This is a genomic window from Arthrobacter sp. B3I9 (assembly GCF_030816935.1).
Classification (GTDB): Bacteria; Actinomycetota; Actinomycetes; order Actinomycetales; family Micrococcaceae; genus Arthrobacter.
This window is the reverse complement of the sequence record NZ_JAUSYO010000001.1, coordinates 3,660,875-3,681,622: the sequence shown is the minus strand read 5'-3', so window position 1 is coordinate 3,681,622 and position 20,748 is coordinate 3,660,875. Positions and strand designations below refer to the sequence as shown.

The 20,748-nt window shown below is 67.2% G+C and carries 19 protein-coding genes and 1 pseudogene; 13 read left to right on the top strand and 7 right to left on the bottom strand.

Features of this window, described 5'->3' with window-relative positions:
* The first annotated feature begins 159 nt into the window (after window positions 1-159).
* Together sucC and sucD are read left to right on the top strand one after the other, a co-directional pair.
* Complete coding sequence (gene sucC, locus QFZ65_RS17015; RefSeq protein WP_306911933.1) at window positions 160-1,329, top strand: ADP-forming succinate--CoA ligase subunit beta; 1,170 nt, start codon at window positions 160-162, stop codon at window positions 1,327-1,329.
* A gap of 12 nt (window positions 1,330-1,341) precedes the next feature.
* On the top strand, window positions 1,342-2,244 hold the full coding sequence (sucD, locus tag QFZ65_RS17010; RefSeq protein WP_306911932.1) for a succinate--CoA ligase subunit alpha: 903 nt from the start codon (window positions 1,342-1,344) through the stop codon (window positions 2,242-2,244).
* 200 nt (window positions 2,245-2,444) lie between these two features.
* Here sucD and QFZ65_RS17005 read toward each other — a convergent pair whose 3' ends face one another.
* Together QFZ65_RS17005 and QFZ65_RS17000 are read right to left on the bottom strand one after the other, a co-directional pair.
* Window positions 2,445-2,927: an SRPBCC family protein gene (locus tag QFZ65_RS17005; protein ID WP_306911931.1), complete on the bottom strand. Its 483-nt coding sequence runs from the start codon at window positions 2,925-2,927 to the stop codon at window positions 2,445-2,447.
* Between the two features lie 2 nt (window positions 2,928-2,929).
* A complete protein-coding gene (locus QFZ65_RS17000) occupies window positions 2,930-3,289 on the bottom strand; it encodes a helix-turn-helix transcriptional regulator (protein WP_306911930.1) in 360 nt (119 codons plus the stop codon).
* Between the two features lie 194 nt (window positions 3,290-3,483).
* Between QFZ65_RS17000 and QFZ65_RS16995 the strand changes: the two genes are divergently transcribed.
* Window positions 3,484-4,887 (top strand): sugar porter family MFS transporter, encoded by a 1,404-nt coding sequence (locus QFZ65_RS16995; RefSeq protein WP_306911929.1) that lies wholly within the window; start codon window positions 3,484-3,486, stop codon window positions 4,885-4,887.
* A 48-nt stretch (window positions 4,888-4,935) separates the two neighbouring features.
* Here QFZ65_RS16995 and QFZ65_RS16990 read toward each other — a convergent pair whose 3' ends face one another.
* Window positions 4,936-5,385 (bottom strand): MarR family winged helix-turn-helix transcriptional regulator, encoded by a 450-nt coding sequence (locus QFZ65_RS16990; protein ID WP_306911928.1) that lies wholly within the window; start codon window positions 5,383-5,385, stop codon window positions 4,936-4,938.
* Between the two features lie 174 nt (window positions 5,386-5,559).
* On the opposite strand from QFZ65_RS16990, the gene QFZ65_RS16985 reads away from it, so the two are divergent.
* Complete coding sequence (locus QFZ65_RS16985; RefSeq protein WP_306911927.1) at window positions 5,560-6,855, top strand: MFS transporter; 1,296 nt, start codon at window positions 5,560-5,562, stop codon at window positions 6,853-6,855.
* Between the two features lie 8 nt (window positions 6,856-6,863).
* On the opposite strand, the pseudogene QFZ65_RS16980 reads toward QFZ65_RS16985, so the two are convergent.
* A pseudogene (locus tag QFZ65_RS16980) lies at window positions 6,864-7,576 on the bottom strand (gamma-glutamyl-gamma-aminobutyrate hydrolase family protein).
* A gap of 164 nt (window positions 7,577-7,740) precedes the next feature.
* Between QFZ65_RS16980 and QFZ65_RS16975 the strand changes: the two are divergent.
* Entirely contained in the window at window positions 7,741-8,220 is a 480-nt protein-coding gene (locus QFZ65_RS16975) for a polyketide cyclase / dehydrase and lipid transport (protein WP_306911926.1), read from the top strand.
* A 10-nt stretch (window positions 8,221-8,230) separates the two neighbouring features.
* Window positions 8,231-9,364 carry an LOG family protein gene (locus QFZ65_RS16970; protein ID WP_306911925.1) on the top strand — a complete coding sequence of 378 codons (1,134 nt, stop codon included), beginning with the start codon at window positions 8,231-8,233 and terminating at the stop codon, window positions 9,362-9,364.
* 33 nt (window positions 9,365-9,397) lie between these two features.
* Here QFZ65_RS16970 and QFZ65_RS16965 read toward each other — a convergent pair whose 3' ends face one another.
* Together QFZ65_RS16965 and QFZ65_RS16960 are read right to left on the bottom strand one after the other, a co-directional pair.
* Entirely contained in the window at window positions 9,398-10,333 is a 936-nt protein-coding gene (locus tag QFZ65_RS16965; RefSeq protein WP_306911924.1) for a matrixin family metalloprotease, read from the bottom strand.
* The gene (locus tag QFZ65_RS16960; RefSeq protein ID WP_306911923.1) at window positions 10,333-11,508 is read right to left on the bottom strand and encodes a VIT1/CCC1 transporter family protein; all 1,176 of its coding nucleotides are present in this window, start codon (window positions 11,506-11,508) and stop codon (window positions 10,333-10,335) included. Before QFZ65_RS16960 ends, QFZ65_RS16965 begins: the two co-directional genes overlap by 1 nt.
* A 258-nt stretch (window positions 11,509-11,766) precedes the next feature.
* On the opposite strand from QFZ65_RS16960, the gene QFZ65_RS16955 reads away from it, so the two are divergent.
* Window positions 11,767-12,000, top strand: a complete 234-nt coding sequence (locus QFZ65_RS16955; RefSeq protein WP_306911922.1) for a hypothetical protein — start codon at window positions 11,767-11,769, stop codon at window positions 11,998-12,000.
* Window positions 12,001-12,090: 90 nt separating this feature from the next.
* Here QFZ65_RS16955 and QFZ65_RS16950 read toward each other — a convergent pair whose 3' ends face one another.
* Window positions 12,091-13,614 (bottom strand): sodium:solute symporter, encoded by a 1,524-nt coding sequence (locus tag QFZ65_RS16950; protein WP_306911921.1) that lies wholly within the window; start codon window positions 13,612-13,614, stop codon window positions 12,091-12,093.
* A gap of 306 nt (window positions 13,615-13,920) precedes the next feature.
* On the opposite strand from QFZ65_RS16950, the gene QFZ65_RS16945 reads away from it, so the two are divergent.
* The 6 genes from QFZ65_RS16945 to QFZ65_RS16920 all read left to right on the top strand — a co-directional run bounded on the left by QFZ65_RS16945 (window position 13,921) and on the right by QFZ65_RS16920 (window position 20,645).
* Entirely contained in the window at window positions 13,921-14,496 is a 576-nt protein-coding gene (locus QFZ65_RS16945) for a helix-turn-helix domain-containing protein (protein WP_306911920.1), read from the top strand.
* On the top strand, window positions 14,496-14,924 hold the full coding sequence (locus tag QFZ65_RS16940; RefSeq protein WP_306911919.1) for a hypothetical protein: 429 nt from the start codon (window positions 14,496-14,498) through the stop codon (window positions 14,922-14,924). The genes QFZ65_RS16945 and QFZ65_RS16940 overlap by 1 nt, the downstream gene beginning before the upstream one ends.
* An 80-nt stretch (window positions 14,925-15,004) precedes the next feature.
* The gene (speB, locus tag QFZ65_RS16935; protein WP_306911918.1) at window positions 15,005-16,072 is read left to right on the top strand and encodes an agmatinase; all 1,068 of its coding nucleotides are present in this window, start codon (window positions 15,005-15,007) and stop codon (window positions 16,070-16,072) included.
* On the top strand, window positions 16,069-17,733 hold the full coding sequence (locus QFZ65_RS16930; RefSeq protein WP_306911917.1) for a thiamine pyrophosphate-binding protein: 1,665 nt from the start codon (window positions 16,069-16,071) through the stop codon (window positions 17,731-17,733). The genes speB and QFZ65_RS16930 overlap by 4 nt, the downstream gene beginning before the upstream one ends.
* A gap of 202 nt (window positions 17,734-17,935) precedes the next feature.
* Window positions 17,936-18,421: a MarR family winged helix-turn-helix transcriptional regulator gene (locus QFZ65_RS16925; protein WP_306911916.1), complete on the top strand. Its 486-nt coding sequence runs from the start codon at window positions 17,936-17,938 to the stop codon at window positions 18,419-18,421.
* Between the two features lie 4 nt (window positions 18,422-18,425).
* On the top strand, window positions 18,426-20,645 hold the full coding sequence (locus QFZ65_RS16920) for an MFS transporter (RefSeq protein WP_373427611.1): 2,220 nt from the start codon (window positions 18,426-18,428) through the stop codon (window positions 20,643-20,645).
* Window positions 20,646-20,748 lie beyond the last annotated feature (103 nt).

Sequence of the window (20,748 nt, the reverse complement as noted above, 5' to 3'; positions counted from 1 at the left end):
CTCCTCGAAAGAAAGGACTAGAGTTCGAGAGAGGAGCATTGCGCCGTGGGGCTCGTTTCCAAGCCTGTCGCAGGGTGCGTTTATTCCGCAGCCCGGTAACCGCGAGAACGTGGGGTCCGGCTGTACAGAAACTACTTCGACGTAGAAGGACACTAAACCGTGGACCTGTTTGAATATCAGGCGCGCGATATGTTCGAGGCGCACGGTGTACCCGTGCTTGCTGGCATCGTGGCGCACACCCCTGAAGAAGCAAAGGCAGCTGCCGAGAAGATCGGCGGCGTAACTGTCGTCAAAGCGCAGGTCAAGGCCGGAGGCCGCGGCAAAGCCGGCGGCGTCAAGGTCGCCAAGACCGCCGACGAGGCGCTGGAACACTCCACCAACATCCTCGGTATGGACATCAAGGGCCACACCGTTCACCGGGTCATGATCGCCCAGGGTGCGGACATCGCCGAGGAATACTACTTCTCCGTCCTCCTGGACCGGGCCAACCGCAACTACCTGGCCATGTGCTCGGTTGAGGGCGGCATGGAGATCGAGCAGCTCGCCGTCGAGCGGCCCGAAGCCCTGGCCAAGATCGCGATCGACCCCGCCGTAGGCATCGACCAGGCCAAGGCCGACGAAATCGTCGCCGCCGCTGGCTTCGCCGAGGAACTGCGCGGCAAGGTCGCCGCCGTCATCCTGAAGCTCTGGGACGTGTTCAAGAAGGAAGACGCCACCCTCGTAGAGGTCAACCCGCTGGTCAAGACCGGCGCCGGCGACATCGTTGCCCTCGACGGCAAGGTCTCGCTCGACGAGAACGCGGAGTTCCGCCACCCCAAGCACTCCGCCCTTGAAGACAAGGACGCAGCCGACCCGCTCGAGGCCAAGGCCAAGGCCCAGGACCTCAACTACGTCAAGCTCGACGGCGAAGTCGGCATCATCGGTAACGGCGCCGGCCTGGTCATGTCCACGCTCGACGTCGTCGCTTACGCCGGCGAAAACCACGGCAACGTCAAGCCGGCCAACTTCCTGGACATCGGCGGTGGAGCTTCCGCCGAGGTCATGGCAGCAGGCCTCGACGTCATCCTCGGCGACGAGCAGGTCAAGTCCGTCTTCGTCAACGTCTTCGGCGGCATCACCGCCTGTGACGCTGTCGCCAAGGGCATCGTCGGCGCACTCGCCGAGCTGGGCTCCTCCGCGAACAAGCCGCTGGTCGTGCGCCTCGATGGCAACAACGTCGAGGAAGGCCGCCGCATCCTGGCCGAGGCCAACCACCCGCTGGTTACCCTGGCCGCCACCATGGACGAGGGCGCCGACAAGGCTGCCGAGCTCGCCAACGCAGCGAAGTAAAGGGACACGACTATGTCTATCTATCTGAACAAGGACTCCAAGGTCATCGTCCAGGGCATCACCGGCGGCGAGGGCACCAAGCACACCGCCCTCATGCTCAAGGCCGGCACCAACATTGTGGGCGGCGTCAACGCCCGCAAGGCCGGCACCACGGTCCTGCACGGCGATAACGAAATCACCGTCTTCGGCACCGTCAAGGAAGCCATGGCCGAGACCGGCGCCGACGTCTCCATCGTGTTCGTTCCGCCGGCCTTCACCAAGGACGCTGTTGTCGAAGCCATCGAGGCCGGCATCGGCCTGGTCGTCGTCATCACCGAAGGCGTGCCGGTCCAGGACTCGGCCGAGTTCTGGGCGCTGGCCCAGTCCAAGGTCGACGCCAACGGCAAGCAGGTCACCCGCATCATCGGACCGAACTGCCCCGGCATCATCACCCCCGGCGAGGCGCTGGTCGGCATTACGCCGAACAACATCACGGGCAAGGGCCCCATCGGCCTGGTCTCCAAGTCCGGTACCCTGACCTACCAGATGATGTACGAACTGCGCGACCTGGGCTTCTCCACCGCCATCGGCATCGGCGGCGACCCGGTCATCGGCACTACGCACATCGACGCACTCGAGGCGTTCGAAGCCGACCCGGAAACCAAGGCGATCGTCATGATCGGCGAAATCGGCGGCGACGCCGAAGAGCGTGCCGCGGACTACATCAAGGCCCACGTCAGCAAGCCGGTCGTCGGCTACGTGGCCGGCTTCACCGCCCCGGAAGGCAAGACCATGGGCCACGCCGGCGCCATCGTCTCCGGCTCCGCGGGCACCGCCCAGGCCAAGAAGGAAGCCCTCGAGGCTGCCGGCGTCAAGGTCGGCAAGACGCCGTCCGAGACCGCCAAGCTGCTGCGCGAAGTCTACGCGGCGCTCTAGGCCCACAGCTCCGGGGCCCACAGCTCCCGAGCACACCCCAGCGCGGGGTCGCTTGTTGCCGTTCCACCTTGGTGGACCGGCGGAAGCGGCCCCGCGCTGCGGCGTTTAACCGCGGTAGGAGGCGGGGGATGTTTAAGCACGACGGCGGCCGGTTGCCTTCACGGTAAAGGTGCGCTGCCGCCGTCGTACAGTCTGTGTTCTTAGACCTTCGCTCCGCTGAGAAGCTCATCGAGCCGCTCGTAGCCTTCGGACATGCCGCTTTCCATTCCGGACTGGGCCATGCCGTCGCGGGCCTCAACGGTGGGGTAGGCCGAGTGTCCGGTCAGGCGGGTGCGGCCGCCGCCGAGGTCTTCGAGGGTCATGAACTCGATGCTGACCACGTCCGGATAGCCGTCGAACTCGAAGGTCTGGACGGCGAACTCGTTTTCCCGGACGGTATGGAAGACGCCGCTGAAGCCGTAAGTGCTGCCGTCCGGTGCCACGTGCGTGTAGCGGTAGCCGCCGCCGCTGCGGAAGTCGTAGTGGTCAATCTCCATCTTGAGGCCACGCGGGCCGAGCCATTGGGCGATCAGCTCGGGATCCTTGTGGGCCCGGAAGACGTCGGCGACGGGGAAATCGAACTCACGCTCGTAATCGATGAAGGGAAGACCCTCCGGAACGGTGACTTTCAGTGGGTTGGTCATGATCAAAAGTCCTTTGCTTGCGTGCCGCTGTCCGCGGCGTTTGAGCTAAGCACGGCGTCCAGGCGGCGGAACTGCCCCTCACGGACCAGCCGGTACTGGTCGATCCATGCGGTGAGCGCCTCCAGCCGTGCAGGGTTCAGGTGGACGGGCCGGCGCTGGGCATCGCGGGTGCGGGTGACCAGTTGTGCCTGCTCGAGGACCTGGATGTGCTTCGAGACCGCCTGTTTGGTGATTGCGAAGGGTTCCGCCAGTTCGTTTACGGTAGCCGGGCCCCGGCTGAGCCGGGCGATGATGCGGCGGCGGACGGGGTCGGCCAGGGCGAGGAAGGCGGCATCGAGGTGTTCATCATCGTTGAGCTGCACCAGGACCGCCTCCCTTCCCGATCTCTACTCGCCGCTTTGCTGACCAACCTAGGCCTGTTCAAGTGCTGCGTTGTTCAGGCCGAGTTGTTCAAGTGGCTCTTATTCAATCCTTGGGTTGATCAACTCTTTGGTTGTTTAAGGCTACCGCCGCCTGCATTTGTCCGCAATGGCTTATGCCGTGCCATCCTTGAAAAATGAGCGCCCCTACCCAGACGCAGCCGAGGCCGGACGGCAGCCACCGCAGGACGTTGCGGACGGCCACCATCGTCTCCACCCTGGGCGGATTGCTCTTCGGCTACGACACGGGCGTGATCAACGGCGCGCTGCCCTACATGCAGGAGGACCTGGGCCTCACGCCCCTGACCGAGGGGCTGGTCACGTCCTCGCTGCTGGTCGGCGCGGCCTTCGGCGCCCTCTTTGGCGGCAGGCTTGCGGACCGGAACGGACGCCGCAGGATGATCCTCGCCCTTGCCGCTGTATTCCTCGTGGGCACCCTTGCCTGCACCTTCGCGCCGAACACCGTGGTCATGATCCTCGCGCGCTTCGTTCTGGGGCTGGCCGTCGGCGGAGCCTCAGTCACCGTGCCGGTTTATCTTGCCGAGGTCTCGCCAAGCGCCCGCCGGGGCCGGATCGTCACGCGGAACGAGCTGATGATCGTTACCGGCCAGTTGCTGGCTTTCATCTTCAACGCCTACCTCGGCAACAGCTTCGGCGAATCCGGCGGAATCTGGCGCTGGATGCTGGTGGTCGCCACCCTGCCGGCCATCGCCCTCTGGATCGGGATGTATTTCATGCCCGAAACACCCCGCTGGCTGGCCTCCGTCGGCAGTTTCGGTGAAGCGCTGAAGGTGCTGCAACAAATCCGCTCCCGGTCGGAGGCCCGGGCCGAGTTCGAGGACGTCAAGGCCATGGCGGTGGAGGACGCCAAGGCGCAGATGGGGTCCTGGGCCGATCTTCGGGCACCCTGGCTGCGGCATCTGTTCGTGGTCGGAATCGGCCTGGCTGTCATCCAGCAGATCACCGGCGTGAACTCGATCATGTATTACGGCACGCAGATCCTCGCGGAATCGGGCTTCGGCCGTGAGGCCGCGCTGACGGCCAACATCGCCAACGGCGTGATCTCCGTGCTGGCCACGTTCGTGGGGATCTGGCTGCTGGGCAAGGCCGGACGGCGGAGGATGCTGGTCACCGGGCAATGCGGAACGACGGCGGCGCTCCTGCTGATCGGGCTGTTCTCGCTCATCCTCCCCGAGGGCACCGGCCGCGGCTTCGTGATCCTGGCCCTGACCGTCACCTTCCTCGCCTTCCAGCAGGGTGCGATATCACCGGTGACCTGGCTGATGCTTTCCGAGATTTTTCCACTCAAGATCCGGGGGCTGGGTATGGGCGCCTCGGCATTCGTGCTGTGGATGGTGAATTTCCTGGTTGGCTTCGGGTTTCCGCTGCTGCTCGCCGCGATTGGGCTCTCCAGCACCTTCTTCGTCTTCGCCGTGCTGGGCGTCGGGGCGATTCTGTTCGCCGTCAGGTATGTGCCCGAGACAAAGGACAAAAGCCTCGAAGACCTCGAGCATCACTTCAAGCAGCTCGCCGCGGCGTAGCTCTTACAAGCCCGGACCCCGAGGCTCGGGCCCGGGTCAAGCCCCGGCTCAGACCTCCGCATGCAGGCGGGGGAGTGCGTCGACGAGGGTGGCGAGCTCGGGAATCTCCTGCGCCTCCGCCAGGGCCCGCTCAAGCGTGGCGTTGTGGGTGGGCCGGGCCTGTTCCAGGAGTTTGATGCCACTCGCGGTGAGCTCTGTGTAGATGCCGCGGCGGTCGTCGGCGCAGAGGATCCGGGTCAGCAGGCCGCGGTCCTCGAGCCGGTTGACCAGGCGCGTCGTCGCGCTGGCACTCAGGGCGGTGGCGCGGGCCAGCTGCTGCATCCGCATGTGCCACCCGTCCTGACGGCTCAGGGCGTCCAGCACTGTGTACTCCACCACGGAAAGCTGGGCTTCGGCCTGCAGCGAGCGCTCCAGCTCTGCCTCGATCAGCCCGTGCAGGGCCGCCAGGGTCCGCCAGCCTTGCGTCCGTACCTCGACAGCGTCGTCCTTGATGCCCATCAGTGTGTTTCCTTCATGTCGGCCTGTTCCAGGGATTCCGCAACCGCAAACTAGTTGCTTACGCGCAGTAGTTGCTTGCGCGCGGTATCTGCTTGTGCAATGATAAATAACGCGTTTGCAACTAATAGCTTACGCCCGACACATCCTCCCGTACAGTTCCAAAGGAGCTTCGCCATGCCAATTGGCCTGATCGCCCTCGCCCTCGGCGGGTTCGGCATCGGACTCACCGAGTTCGTCATCATGGGCCTGCTGCCCGACGTGGCCGCCGACTTCCAGGTCAGCGAGGCCAGCGCCGGCTGGCTCATCTCCGGCTACGCGCTCGCCGTCGTCGTCGGAGCGCTGCTCCTGACTGCCGCCGTGACCCGGTTCGAACGGAAACCCGTCCTCGCCGTGCTGATGGTGGTCTTCGCGGCCGGAAACCTCGTCTCGGCCACCGCACCCGACTACTGGACCATGATGGTCGGCCGCATCATCGCCGCCCTGTCCCACGGCGCGTTCTTCGGCATCGGCGCGGTGGTTGCCGCCAGCATGGTGGCGCCCACGAAGAAGGCCGGGGCCATCGCCATCATGTTCACCGGGTTGACCGCGGCCAACGTGCTCGGGGTCCCGTTCGGCACGATGCTGGGTCAGGCCGCGGGCTGGCGGTCCACCTTCTGGGCCATCACGGGCATCGGCGTGCTTGCCCTGGCCGGCATTCTGGCCCTGGTGCCCAAAACAGGACCGGGCCAGGCCGCCTCTTCTGCCCCGGACGGGTCCCCGGTCGTGGACCCGGTCCAGTCATCGGGCGGGTTGCCGGGGGGACTGCGCGGTGAACTCCGGGCGTTCCGCTCCGGCCAAGTGTGGCTGTCCATCCTGGTCACGATCCTGGGCTACGGCGGCATGTTCGGCGCCTTCACCTACATCGCGTTCACGCTGACTGAGGTCACGGGCTTCGCCGCCGGCACCGTCCCGTGGCTGCTGATCCTGTTCGGTGTGGGCCTCTTCATCGGCAACACCGCCGGCGGCAAAGCGGCGGACAAGAACGTGGACCGTACTCTGGTGGTGGTTCTCTCCGCGCTGGTGGTGGTGCTCGTGGCCTTCGCCCTGGTCTCGGCCAACCAACCGCTGACCATCGGCGCCATGGTGCTTCTGGGCGGTTTCGGCTTCGCCACGGTCCCCGGCCTGCAGATGCGCGTCATGAAGTACGCCAGCAACGCGCCCACCCTGGCCTCAGGCGCCAACATCGGCGCCTTCAATGTGGGCAACGCCCTCGGGGCCTGGCTGGGCGGCGTGACCATCACCGCCGGCCTCGGCTACACGTCGCCGATCTGGGCGGGCGCAGGAATCACCGTGCTGGGGCTGGGCGTGATGCTGTTCGCCGCGGCTAAAGCGAAGCGGAACGGCGCCACTCCTGTCACCACGGAGGTCCCGCCCGATTCGGGCGCCCCGGCTCCGGCCGGCAGCCTCGACCCGGAGCTGCAGCGGAGCTAGCTGTACTGCTAGCCCAGCGGCTCACCGGGGGCGGGCGGGGAGGCGGCACCGCACACCTCCACGAAGCCGCGGAACGGCGCCAGCCGCTCGGCGGCGGAAAGTTCCAAGGCCTCGGGGTGCCACTGGACGGAGGCCACCCACCGGTCCGGATCCTCCAGCGCCTCCACGGTGCCGTCCTCGGCCAGCGCCGTGACCCGGAGCCCGTCTGCGACGCGGGCCACCGCCTGGTGGTGTCCTGAGGCGATCTTCACGGTCACAGTGCCGGACGCGCTCCCGTAGAGTGCGGCCACCTTGGAGCCGGGCTGCACCTCAACCTCGTGCCACGCCCACGGGCCGGCACCCTGCACGGGCGCCGGTTCGTGGTGCACCACAGTGCCGGACTCCATGTCCTGGATAAGGGTTCCGCCGTAGAGGACATTGAGGAGTTGGTGTCCCCGGCAGATCCCCAGCACGGAAGGCCGGCGTCGACCGCTTGCCGTGCCACGGCAAGGTCGAGCTCGTCCTGGGTGTGGTTCACGTCGTAGCAGGCGTCCCCGGGCTCCTCGCCGTAGAGCCGCGGGTCCAAGTCGCCGCCGCCGGGGAGCAGGACCCCGTCGAGCGCCTGGCCTTCCGGGTCCGCCAGGTTTCCGGACGCCGGCACTGCAGTCAACAGCACGGGTTCGCCGCCGCCCTCGCGGACCAGCTCCACGATGTAGTCGAACAGCGCGTTGGCCTCACCCACACGGGGGTCCGGGTCCGTCGAGGCGCTCAGGCGGACAGGGATGCCGATGCGGGGCCGGCCGCTGGTGGGGCGGGGGCCGGCCGTTGCCGGGGAGGCCGGGGAAGGGGAAGGAAGGAAACTGCATGGTTCATTCTGCACCGGATTGGCCGGACTAGGATTGCCGGATGAACAACAGATATCTCGTGTCCCGCAGCCGCTTCATCGCGGCCGCTCCCGAAGCGGTCTTCGAGGTGCTGGCCACCCCGGCGCTGCACAGCGTGATCGATGGCTCGGACACGGTCAAGGGCGCCCAGCCCCGCGGCCCCGAACGGCTGGCCCTCGGTGCCCGGTTCGGGATGGAAATGAAGGTCGGCGTGGACTACAAGATTCTGAACACGGTTTGCGAGTTCGAGGAAGGGCGCCGGATCGCGTGGCGGCACTTCTACGGCCACGTCTGGCGCTACCTCCTCGAGGGCGCCACGGACGACGCCGGCCGGCGCGGCACCCTGGTCACCGAACAGTGGGACGCCCGGCAGGTCCGCGGGAAATCCCTCCTGCGGCTTGCGGGATACCTGCGCCGCCACCCGGCAAACCTGGAAAAGACACTGGCCAAGCTCGAGAACCATCTGGCCGGTGCCGGCAACGCCTCCGGCCCGCGCCCCTAGAGAGCACGCCTTGAGTGCCGCCCGCAGCCTGCACCCCAGCCCGCGCACACTGGAGGTCGAAAGCCTTGCCAGTTTTGACCGCCTTGTTGCTGCCGGAGCGCGCACCATGCGGGCCTGGCATGCGCAGTCGCTGGACCTGCGCGGGCGCACGGCGCCGCTCGCGGCGTTGGACGTCCAGGGAGCGATTTTCCTCGGCTGCACTTTCGACGACGGAGTGGAGGATTTGCTGCGCAGCCGTGGCGCGCTGATCTTCCCCCGGCTCGAGGCCATGCCGTTCGACCCTTACCGCGGACAGTTGTACTCCCCGCAGGAGCTGTATGCCGGTATTTCCGGTTCGAGCTATGAGCAGACGCTGGATGCGCGGGTGTACCAGTGGAGCATCCGGCCGGGCCAGCGGCAACGCCTGGACGCCACCTTGGCCGCGGCCCTCCATGACCACTCGATCGGGATCGCCGTCGACGAGCTGACACGTTCGGGGCTGTGGGCCGGACGTGCCATGGTCGGCGTGATGGGCGGCCACGCGGCCCTCCGCGGCTCTGCCGTCTTTGCGGAATCTGCGCTGCTGGGCCGGCTGCTGGCCCGGAGCGGCAGGGTGGTCGCCACGGGCGGGGGCCCCGGCGCGATGGAGGCCGCGAACCTCGGCGCCTACCTCAGCGAGGCGCCGGAAAAGCACTTCCGGCAGGCGCTGGCCGAGCTGGCGGTTGTCCCTGGCTTCCGCCCTTCCGTGTCCGCATGGGCGCGCGCCGCCTCCGCCGTCGTCGAACGCCACCCGGACGGGACGCCGTCGCTCGGGATTCCCACCTGGTTCTACGGGCACGAGCCACCGAACTATTTCGCCACCCACATCGCAAAGTACTTCGCAAACGCCGTCCGTGAAGCCATCCTGCTTGAGCTGTGCACCGGGGGCACTATCTTCCTGCCAGGCTCAGGCGGGACGGTGCAGGAGATCTTCCAGGACGCGTGCGAGAACTACTACGGCGCTCCGGAGGCCGTCAACCCCATGGTGCTGGTGGGCCGGGAGCACTGGCTGCGCCGCTTCCCGGCATGGCCGCTGCTGGAAAGCCTGGCCGCGGGCCGGCCGATGGAGAACAAGATCTTCCTGGTGAATACAGTGGAGGAGGCGCTCGCCGTCCTGGACGGGTAGCGCCGGCGCGCCCTCGAAGGCGGGCGGATGCGGCTACAGGTCCTTCCGGCACTGGGCGCGGCCCAGCTCGTGCAGGCCGTTCAGGTCGCCGTCGGCCAGCCCGTCCGGGGTGCCGATCTCCGGGTACATGAGCTGCAGCGGATCGTCCACGTGTTCCAGCCCCATGACATGACCGAGTTCGTGGAGGATTACCGCGGTGGCGTACGCGCCGCCGGACGCCCGCCGAAGGTCCTCGGTGATCTGCGGGGCATCCAGCTCCAGGCTGCCGGTGACGAAGCTCTTGGGTCCGCCACCGAAGCTGAAGTGGGTGCTGCCGCCGGTGCCGATGACGGGGCCCTTGAGCTGCGGTGCCTGTTCCGGGGTAGTCCAGGCGATCAGCAGCGGGGCCCACCGCTCGCCATAGGCATCCTTCTGGTACGGCGCGCGGGACGGGTTGGGTTCCTCGGCGGTGGCACCGTCATTGACGAACTGGATGCCTGTGGCGCGGGATATGGTGCCGATCGCGTCGTCGACGAGGCTCTCTGCGCCCTCCGGCTCGAGGGCGGCATTGACGACGTAATGCAGCGGGCGGCATGGCGAGTAACCCACCGGCGTTCCGTCGTCATTCGTGGCAAGGAACTTATACGAGCCGCTGGAATGGGTGGGTGTTTCCGGCCGGCCAAGCGGCTCCGGCTGTTCCTCGAATCCGGGTGGAGGAGCGTCGGTTCGCGGTGCGTCGGCGGGAACAACGGATTGTTGTCCGGCCTGGCCCTCCGCCGGCCGCGCCGTGGCTGCCGCCTTACCGTCCGGGCCGGCTCCGCGGCTGACCTCGAATAGCCCCACGAAGCGGGGGTCACCGTAGATGAGCCCGGCGGCCAGGAAAGCGGCGCCGGCAATGACAGCGGCAGCTGCCAGGTCGCGGAAAATCCGCCAGGCGGTTCGTGGGCGGCCGTGCCGCGGAGTCCGGTCCCGGAAGTCAGGACCGTCCACTAAGCGACCACCGCGCCGAAGGCCATTCCCAGCAGATACGTCACGCCCGCAGCGCCGATGCCGATGGCGAGCTGCCGGACCCCGCGGGAGGCGGGGGAGGTGCCGGACAGCAGTCCGACGACGGCGCCGGTGAGGAGGAGGGCCACGCCCACTAGCGCGGCGGAGACCACCAGGGCGGCGATGCCGGTCATGCCAAGGAGGAACGGGATGATCGGCACGATTGCGCCGGAGGCGAAGAAGCAGAAGCTCGACGCCGCCGCGCCCCAGGCGGTGCCGACGGCCTCGTGCTCGTCCTGGGCTTCGGGCAGTTCGGGGCGCAGCGAGAGGCTGGGATCGCAGTCGCAGTCGAGCAGGCCCATGCGCTCCGCAACCCGGTGCTCGGCGGCCTCCCGGGACATTCCCCGGGCGAGGTAGACGAGCAGGAGCTCATTGTGCTCGATGTCCAGGGACGGCGCGGCGGCCAAGGTGATCTGGGTGGGAAGGGTCGCGGCGAGAAGTTCACGCTGGGACCGGACGGAGATGAATTCGCCGGCGCCCATCGACAGTGCTCCCGCGAGGAGTCCGGCCACGCCGCTGAGGAGGACCACGGAGCTGGCGACTCCCGAGGCAGCCATGCCCATCACCAGGGAAAGGTTGCTGACCAGGCCGTCGTTGGCGCCGAAGACGGCCGCCCGAAAGGTGCCGGCGAGGCGGTTGCGGCCGCGCGTGGCCAGGCCGCGGACCACTTCTTCATGGATCTGCTCGTCGGCGACCATGGCCGGGGTGGCGGACGGGTCGCTGGCGTAGGGCGAGCGGCTTTCCGCGCGCTGGGCGAGGGCCAGGACGAAAACCGAACCAAAGTGCCGTGCCAGGAATCCCAGCAGCTGGCTGCGGAGGGACGCGGCACGGGGCCTGCCGGCATTCTCGCCCAGCAGCTTGAGCCAGTGCGCCTCGTGGCGGCCCTCGGCCTCGGCCAGGGCGAGCAGGATGTCGCGTTCCTCGCCGCTGCGGCTTTGCGCCAGGTCACGGTAGACGGCGGCCTCTGCACGTTCGTCCGCCAGGTACTGACGCCACCGCTTGATGTCCGCGGGGCTGGGCAAAGGGCCCGGCCGTGCGGCGCCGTCTTCCGCTCCGGAGGCAGGACGGGATTCACCGGTGCAAGGGTTGAGAGGGTCAGATTGGGCGTGCTGAGACACGAAAACTCCTGGGCTTGATAGGGCATGGTCCGGCCCCATTGCCTTTCCAGCCTACCCCGTATTTCCGCGGATTTTCGGCTGGCAATCCTCACTGGAATGTTTAGGTGGACCGCAAATCCGGGCCTTCCGGAAGGCCCTGCCGCGGAGTCCGTCCGCCCTCCGGGGACCCTTGACCGTCCCGGTTCCCGGTGTTCGAATGAAACCCAGGGCGGGTTCACCTTGAACCATTGCCGCCAGCCGAAGCATGGAGGTTTCACCATGGACAGCACCGGATCCGTTCCAATCCAGCCGGCCAGGGATTCCCTCGAGTCGGATCCCGCCTACGACTATGCCGACGACGCACCCGTGGTACCTGTGGAGACCGAGGAGGAGGAACTCTTTGACGAGGCCGAACGCCACGTTCCGCTCGACGAGGAGGATTTCCTCGGCGATGAGCAGACGGTAGTGCCCCTGGAGGGGGAGGAATTCCTCGAACCGAACGAAGAGGAGTGACCACCACCGCCCGTGAACGACGACGGCGGCGCCTCCCCGGGATGGGGAGGCGCCGCCGTCGGGCTTTCCACCGCCTAGCGGTGCACGTCCCTAACGGGACAGTACCGGGAGCGCTTCCTCCTTGGCGGCGCCGCCGGCCACCCGACGTCGCCACTTCGCCATGACGGCAGGGTCGGTGGGCTTGGTCAGCAGGGACGCCACGCAATACACCACCGCCGAAGCAGCCAGGCCATAGTAGATCGGTTCGTTGGCGTAGATGCCGTCCAGTGGAACCTCTGCGTTGATCTCCAGGACGATCATGGTGCCGAGGGTAACCACGGAACCGACCGCCATGGAGACTGCGGCCGCGGTTCCGGTCCCGCGCTTCCAGATGAGCCCGCCGAGGATGGCAACCAGCAGCCCGCCGACGAGGATGTCGTAAGCGATGGTCAGGGCCGCAACGACGTCTTTGGTGATGATCGCGATGACAATGGCGACAATCCCTAGCCCCAGGACCCACCTCCGGTTGGCCTTCACGTCATGTTCCGGGTTGTCGGTGTCGTCCGTATTGATGTTCTTGCCGAACCAGCTTGCGACGAAGGGGAGGACGTCGGCGCGTGCCACCGTGGCGGCGGCGATCAGGGCGCCGGATGCCGTGGACATCATGGCGGCGACGGCGGCGGCCAGCACGAGGCCGCCGATGCCGACCGGCAGGAGGTTGGTGGCCACCTCGGCGTAGACGACGTCCTTGCCGAGGGCCTTGACGTCGATGTTCGGCAGCGCGACGCGGGCGCCAAGGCCGATCAGGGCGCCGGCGGCACCATAGAGGATGCAGTAGATGCCGGCGGTCGCGCCGCCCCAGCGGGCGACGGTGGGGGACTTGGCGGTGAAGACGCGCTGCCAGATGTCCTGGCCGATCAGCAGGCCCAGCGTGTACACCACGAAGTAGGTGACAATCGTCTGGACGCCGATCCCGTCAATCTGGAAGAAGCTGGCGTCCACGCGGGCGCGGATCCCATCGATTCCGCCGGCCGCGTTGAGCGTGAAGGGCAGCATTAGGAGGAAGATGCCGACCGTCTTGATCACGAACTGCACTTGGTCCGCGAGGGTGATGGACCACATGCCGCCGATGGTCGAGTAGACCAGCACGATTGCGCCGCCGATGGCGATGGCCAGGGCACGGTCCCAGCCGAAGAGCACCACGAAGATCGTGGCGTAGGCGCCGGTGGACGTGGCGCACAGCATCAGGGTGTACGCCAGCATCACGATGCCGGAGGTCTGGGTGGCGTGGCTGCCGTACCGCAGGCTGAGCATCTGGGAGACCGTATAAATCTTCAGTTTCTGGATGGTGCCGGCGAAGAGCAGGCTCAGCAGCAGCACGCCGGCGCCGATCGCGACCACAAGCCACATGCCGGAGATGCCGTATTTGTAGCCGAGGCCCACGCCGCCGACGGTTGACGCCCCGCCGAGCACGACGGCGGCCATGGTGCCGGTGTAGAGGAACGGGCCGAGCCGGCGGCCCGCGACGAGGAAGTCGCTGTTGTTCTTGGTGCGGGATTTACCCCACCAGCCGAACGCCAGCATGGCGGCCAGGTACACCACCACGATGGCAATGTTGAGGAAGGTTGCGTCCATAAGGGCTCCTTGGAGCAGGTCCGAGCAGTGCGGGACATTCGCTGCGCACCATCGCGCACGGCGGTCCGGCTGCGTCTAGAGGTTTGAAAGGGGAGACTCCGGGCGCGGCTCCAACGGATTCCGATGCACCGGTAAACGATTATTTGCCTACTAGGCAACGGTTGTTGCCAAAAGGTTAGGCTGTGATCCGGGCAACAGTCAAGACTCATTACACGCCGCTGTCGCTTGCGGCGTTGGCGGGCGCACCCGCCCCGTTAGGATTGCTGAAATGATGGGGCCGAGCGGACGGCCGTGAAAGGTTCCATAATGAAGGCTCTACCAGTCGAACCGAGCAATGTTCCCGTTGCTATAGGTTCCCGGATCCGTGCCGCCCGGCAGTCGCAGCGGCTGACCATTGAGCAGGTTGCCGACGCGACGGGCTTGACCAAGGGATTCCTGAGCAGGGTGGAACGGGACCTGACCTCGCCGTCCGTGGCCTCGCTGGTGACGCTGTGCCAGGTGCTCTCCATCTCGATCGGAGACCTGTTCGCGGCCCCGGAAACGCACCTCACCAAGCACAGCGAGGGTCCCCGGATCAGCCTCGGCGGCGACGGGATTGTGGAGCGGCTGCTGACCGCGCGCTCCGAGCGGCGGGTCCAGATCATCCAGGCCGTGATCGAGCCCCGAGGCCGCGGCGAGTCGGAACTCTATGCCGTGGACTGCGACGTTGACGTGCTGCACGTGATCAAGGGCAGCATCCGGCTGATCCTCACCAATGAGGAGTTTGAGCTGACCGCCGGAGACACCGTGACATTTCCCGGCAGGGAGCCGCACACCTGGGTGAATCCCACGGATGACCCTGTAGAAGTCCTCTGGGTGCTGGTGCCCGCGGCGAGCCGCTAGTGTCCCCGGCGGCGGCAACGCCGTCCGCCGCGGAACCGTCGGCCACCTCGACGGGCTCGCCCTCGGCGTCGGCCGTTCCGTCTGTGGCGGCACCGACGGGGACGCCGGGCGCGGAGGCCTCCGCTGCACTGAAGTCGTTTACCTTCCCCGACGGGCACCTGTCCTTCTCCTATCCCGCGAACTGGGCCGTCCGGCTGGAGAAAACGGCCCCATCGGCCAACCAGCCTCCGGGGGTCCCCGTCCAGGCGGTGCTGGCCGACCAGGCGGGCAATGAACTGCTCGCCGTCACGAGCAACGCCTACGGCGGCGGTGCGTCCGGGCCGGTGCTCCGGACAGTGCTCGATAACGAGCCGGTGCCCGGGCTGAAGGACACCTCCGGCGAGCAGCTCGACTTTGGCTTCGCCTTTGACTCGTTCGTCGGGGAGTAAACAAAGGGTGCGCAATACGAAACTTCGAGTATATGATGGCTGTCACACCCGTCGGTCCACCCTCGAAGGAGAAGCTTCTTTTGGAAGAGCTGCGTATTGAGGCCAATGGCAACGTTGGCCCCATCGATTCATCCCGCATTCCGCGTTACGCCGGAGCCGCCACCTACGCCCGCCTTCCCCGGCTGGACCAGGTGGCCAAGGCCGACGTGACGGTGGTTGGGGTCCCCTTCGACTCCGGCGTCTCCTACCGCCCGGGGGCCCGCTTCGGGGCAAACCATGTCCGTGAAGCCAGCCGCCTGCTGCGCCCCTACAACCCGGCGTGGGACGTCAGCCCGTTCGAGAACATCCAGGTTGCCGATGCCGGCGACATGGCGGTCAACCCCTTCAACATCAACGATGCCATCGAGACCATCCAGCAGAACGCGCTGGATCTGACGGCATCCGGCAGCAAACTGCTGACCCTTGGCGGCGACCACACGATCGCCTTGCCGCTGCTGCGCGCAGCGGCGGAACGCGCCGGCGGGCCGGTGGCGATGCTTCATTTCGACGCGCACCTGGACACCTGGGACACCTATTTCGGTGCCGAGTACACGCATGGAACGCCGTTCCGCCGGGCTGTCGAGGAAGGCATCCTGGACACCGAGGCCATCAGCCACATCGGCACCCGTGGTCCGCTCTACGGCAAGAAGGACCTCGACGACGACCACCGCTTCGGCTTCGGAATCGTCACCTCCGCCGATGTCTACTACCAGGGCGTGTTGGAGACCGTGGCCAAGGTGCGGGACCGGATCGGCGACCGACCGCTCTACATCTCGGTGGACATCGACGTCCTGGACCCCGCGCATGCCCCGGGCACCGGAACGCCGGAAGCCGGCGGCATCACCAGCCGCGAACTGCTGGAAATCATCCGCGGCCTCCGCGGCATGAACCTGGTGGGCGCCGACGTCGTCGAAGTGGCACCCGCCTACGATCACGCCGACATCACCGGTGTTGCCGCCAGCCACGTCGCCTATGAGCTCGTTACCCAGATGGCGGACCGCGCCGTGCCGGGGGACAGGTTCGGTGCTGCCAACGGATACGCCGCCCAGGCCCTCGGCCAGGAATCCCGCCGTCCGGCAGGCTTTGCATCACAGGCCGTGACCCAGTGAGCGGCGTGCGCAACGGCGGGGACCTCGTCGTCGAAACCCTCGAGGCGCTCGGCGCGAAGACCGTCTTCGGCATCCCCGGCCAGCACGCCCTGGGCCTGTTCGATGCCATGGGACGCGGAAACCTGCACTTCGTCTCCTCCCGGGTGGAAAACAATTCGGCGTTCGCCGCGGACGGGTACTCCCGCGCCACCGGCGAGGTCGGCGTCCTGTTCCTGTCCACCGGCCCTGGCGCGCTGACCTCCCTGGCCGGATTGCAGGAGGCCTACGCCACCGGAGTCCCCATGGTGGTCGTGGCGAGCCAGATCCCGCTCGAAGGCCTCGGTGCCCGGCGCAAGGGCATGCTCCACCAGCTCGATGACCAGAAGGCCTCCGCGGCCAACGTCACCAAGAGCCAGCGGCTGATCCAGCATGCCTCCGGAATCCCCTCGGCCATCCAGGATGCCTGGACCGAGGCGATATCCTCACCGCAAGGCCCTGTCTGGCTCGAAATTCCGCAGAACGTGCTGCTGGACCCCATCATGGTGCCCCCGGTGGAGGACGCCCTCGCCGAGGCGGCGGACAATCCGCCCCGCGTGGAACTGGTCCGCGAAGCCGTCAAGTGGCTCTCGGCTGCGGAACGTCCCGCCATCATCGCCGGCGGGGGCACGCGCCGCGGCCGCGCCGAAAAGTCCCTGGTGTCCCTCGCGGAGAAGCTGCGCGCGCCGGTGATCTGCACTCCGGGCGGCAACGGTGCATTCCCCTGGAACCACGAGTTGTCCCTGCAGTCCTGGATCGAGGACCAGCACATGACGGAGCTGCTGGAAGACGCTGATGTGCTCGTGGTCATCGGCTCCTCCCTGGGCGAAGTCACGTCCAACTACTTCACCTTCGAGCCCCGCGGCCGGATCATCCAGATTGACGCCGAGCCCCGGGTGCTCGAATCCAACCGCCCCGGACTGGGCATCCGGGCCGACGCCGGCCAGGCCCTCGCCGCCCTCGATGAGGCCTTGGTGGAACCGCATGGCGACCGGGCCGACTGGCACGGCACCCCGCCCGAGTCGTTGGTCAAAGAAACCCTGGCCAAGGTTGCTGAGAGGCTGAAATCCCAGGACCTGGACAAGGAACTGAAATTCATGGCGGACATCCGAGAGGCGGTGCCCGCGGGGATGCAGTCGTTCTGGGACATGACAATCTCCGCCTATTGGGCCTGGAGCTGCTGGGACGCCCGCGAGGGCCAGTTCCACTCCGCGCAGGGCGCCGGCGGCCTGGGCTTCGGTTTCCCGGCCGCCATCGGCGGTGCTGTCGGCCTCGAAACCACAGGTAATTCCGGCGGTTCTTCGCGGGTGCTGGCGGTATCCGGCGACGGCTCCGCTATGTACTCCATCTCGGAGCTGGCCACCGCCAAACAGCACAACGTTCCGGTCACCTGGCTGATCGTAGATGACGGCGGCTACGGAATCCTGCGCGAATACATGGTGGGTGCCTTCGGCAAGGCCACCGCCACGGAACTCGCCCGGCCCGACTTCGTCAAGCTGGCCGAAGCCTTTGGTGTCCCCGCCGTCCGGGTCGCTCCGGAGGACGTGGGGGATGCGCTCAAAGCCGGTTTCGCCGCGGACGGCCCCAACGTCGTCGTCGTCGAGACCCTGCTGAAAATGTTCGCCCCCACCCACCTGGCCACCTGAACGGGCAGCCCAACAAAACAACACTGCATGCCTTAGCGCGGACCGCCGCGTCTGCCCTTCCTCTGGAGGGCGGACCGGCCGGTCCGCGCTCGATGTTTAAGGGGCGTTGTTCGTGCACGGCTTCCCGAGAAAGGTTTAGTTTCCCAAAGTAACCAATCTCGGATATAGTTGCCTTGGGCAAACAAAAAAGGGGTGTCCTACATTGTCAGTTGAATCCATCGCTGCAGCCGAACTCGTCTACCAGATTTTCGACCTCCAGCGCGCCGTACGCTGCGTTGCCGCCGCAAGCATGCGCGGGCAGGACACGGGCGTGGCACTTCAGGGTGTTCTCCGCTTCGTCGGGGAGGGCGAGTCACGGGCCACGCATCTTGCGGAGCGGCTCGGCGTCAGCGCTCCGGTCCTCAGCCGGCATATCGCCGAACTCGAAGAGCAGGGTTATGTGTTGCGGAGGCCGGACCCCGAGGACGGCCGCGCGCAACTGATCGCCCTGTCCGCCTCCGGAGCGGAGAAACTCCGCCGGATCGAGGACCAGCGCACGGCAACCCTCCAGGGCCTGCTGCAGGACTGGAGCGAGGACGACGTCGAACTGACGGCACGCACCCTCAAGAAACTTGCTGAGTCCCTCAGGAACTCAGCCCGGGCAACGACGGCCGGACCCACGAATACGACCGAAATTGTTGAGGAGTAGACATATGGCTAGCCACGCTGCCGCGACGGGGCCGTCCACGGACCCGTCGCAGACACCGCCGGGATCATCCCGCGCATCCCAGTCCGCAGCGGAACCTGGGGTGATGACCCACCGCCAGATCATGGAGGCGCTCACCGGGCTGCTGGCGGCGTTCTTCACCGCAATCCTGAGCAGCACCATCGTTGCCAACGCGCTGCCCACCATCATGTCCGAACTCAAGGGCACCCAGACCGACTTTGCCTGGGTAATCACCGCAGCGCTTCTGGCCAACGCGGCGACCACCCCGATCTGGGGCAAGCTGGCTGACCTGTTCGATAAGAAGGTCCTCGTCCAGCTGAGCATCGTGATCTTCGTGGCCGGCTCCGTCATGGCCGGCCTCTCCGAGACCATTCCGCTGCTGCTGACCGCCCGAGTCATCCAGGGCATCGCCATGGGTGGCCTGACCGCGCTGGCGCAGGCCATCATCGGCTCGATGATCCCGCCGCGGGACCGCGGAAAGTACTCCGGCTACATGGGCGGCGTCATGGCCGTCGGCACGGCGGGCGGCCCGCTGCTGGGCGGCTTCATCGTCGACAGCCCGCTGGGCTGGCGCTGGACCTTCTTCGTCTGCGTCCCGCTCGCCGTCGTCGCCCTCATCCTGCTGCAGGTCACGCTGAAGATCCAGCACGTCAAGCGCCCCGCCAAGATTGACTGGCTCGGCTCCGTCCTGTTGACCTCCGGTGTCAGCCTGCTGCTCATCTGGGTTTCGTTCGCGGGCAACCCGGACTACTACGACTGGTGGTCGTGGCAGTCGGTCACCATGGTGGGCGGCGGCGTCGTCCTCCTGGGCCTGCTGGTACTGGTGGAATCCCGGGTAGCCCAGCCCATCATCCCGCTCAAGATCATCTCCGAGCGGACCACGGCCCTTGCGATCCTCGCCTCGGTGGCCGTCGGCGTCGGCATGTTCGGCTCCTCGACGTTCCTTGGCCAGTACTACCAGGTGGCACGCGGTGCCACCCCCACGGAAGCCGGCCTGCTCACCCTGCCCATGATCGCCGGCAACCTGATCGGTTCGGTCGCCTCGGGCATGCTCATCAGCCGTACCGGCAAGTGGAAGCGCTACTTGATCGCCGGCGCTGTCCTGCTGATCGGCGGCCTCGGCATGGCCGGCACCATGGACCACACCACCGACCTGTGGCTGGCCGGCTTCTATACGGCCATCCTCGGCATCGGTCTCGGCCTGCTGATGCAGAACCTCGTCCTCGCCGTCCAGAACACGGTCCAGGCCAAGGACATCGGAACCGCCAGTGCCTCCGTTGCCTTCTTCCGCTCCGTCGGAGGCGCCATCGGCGTCTCGGTCCTCGGTGCCGTGCTGGGCAACCGGGTCAAGGAACTCGCCGTGGAAGGGCTCGCTGCCGCCGGAATCCAGGTTCCGGCCGGATCGTCGGGGGCCAGCATGGACCTCAAGGACATGCCGGCACCGATCCGCGACATCATGCGGGCCGCCTACGGTGACGCCATCGCGGAGGTCTTCATGATCTCGGCAATCATCGGCCTGGTGGCGCTGGCGGCCATCCTGTTCATCAAGGAACGCCCGCTGCGCCGCACCGTCGACATCCGGCCGGAGACGGCCGGGAACGCCGGCAACGCCACCCCGGTTTCCGCTGGTGCCGCTGCCGCCGCTGCTGCCGCTGGCGGTGCTGCTGCCGCTGGCGGTGCCGCCGGGACGGGCCGGGGAAATGCCGGTAACGACGCCGCCAACGTCACCTCGTCAGCAACCGGCACCGGCACCGCAACCGGCACCGTGGACCTGGACCGGGAATTCATGGAGGTGCTCAGCCGGGACCGAGCCGAAGCCCGCTTTCCCGATGCCGCCCGCCGGGAGGCCGACCGCGCTCTCGATCCGGATTCCCGTCCGGGGGACTCCCGCGCGGACCGTGCGGCTGAGGGGGAAGCGAACCGCCAGCGGGCACGGACCCTCGTGACCGAGGGCCGGACCGAGGCCGCGGACGTCCTGCCCGTGCTGGTACAGACCCAGCAACTGCTGGCGAAGCAACAGCTGCAGCTGTCAGAGGCGCTGCGGGCCGTGTCCGAACAGGCTGCCGAGCAGCGTGCCGTTGCCGCCGAGCAGGCCCGGGTTGCCGAGGAGCTCACGGTGCTGCGCCGGCAGCTGGCCAAGCAACGCAAGATGCAGCGCTCGGCGGCCCACTACATCGCCACGCACGGCCGGCACCGCGGCGAATAGCTGCAAGCCGGGGGGATTCCGAACGTCCGGGCACCAAGAGGCCCTGCGGCAAAGAGGCCCCGCGGCCGCCAATAAGGCGGCCGCGGGGCCTTTGCACTCCCAA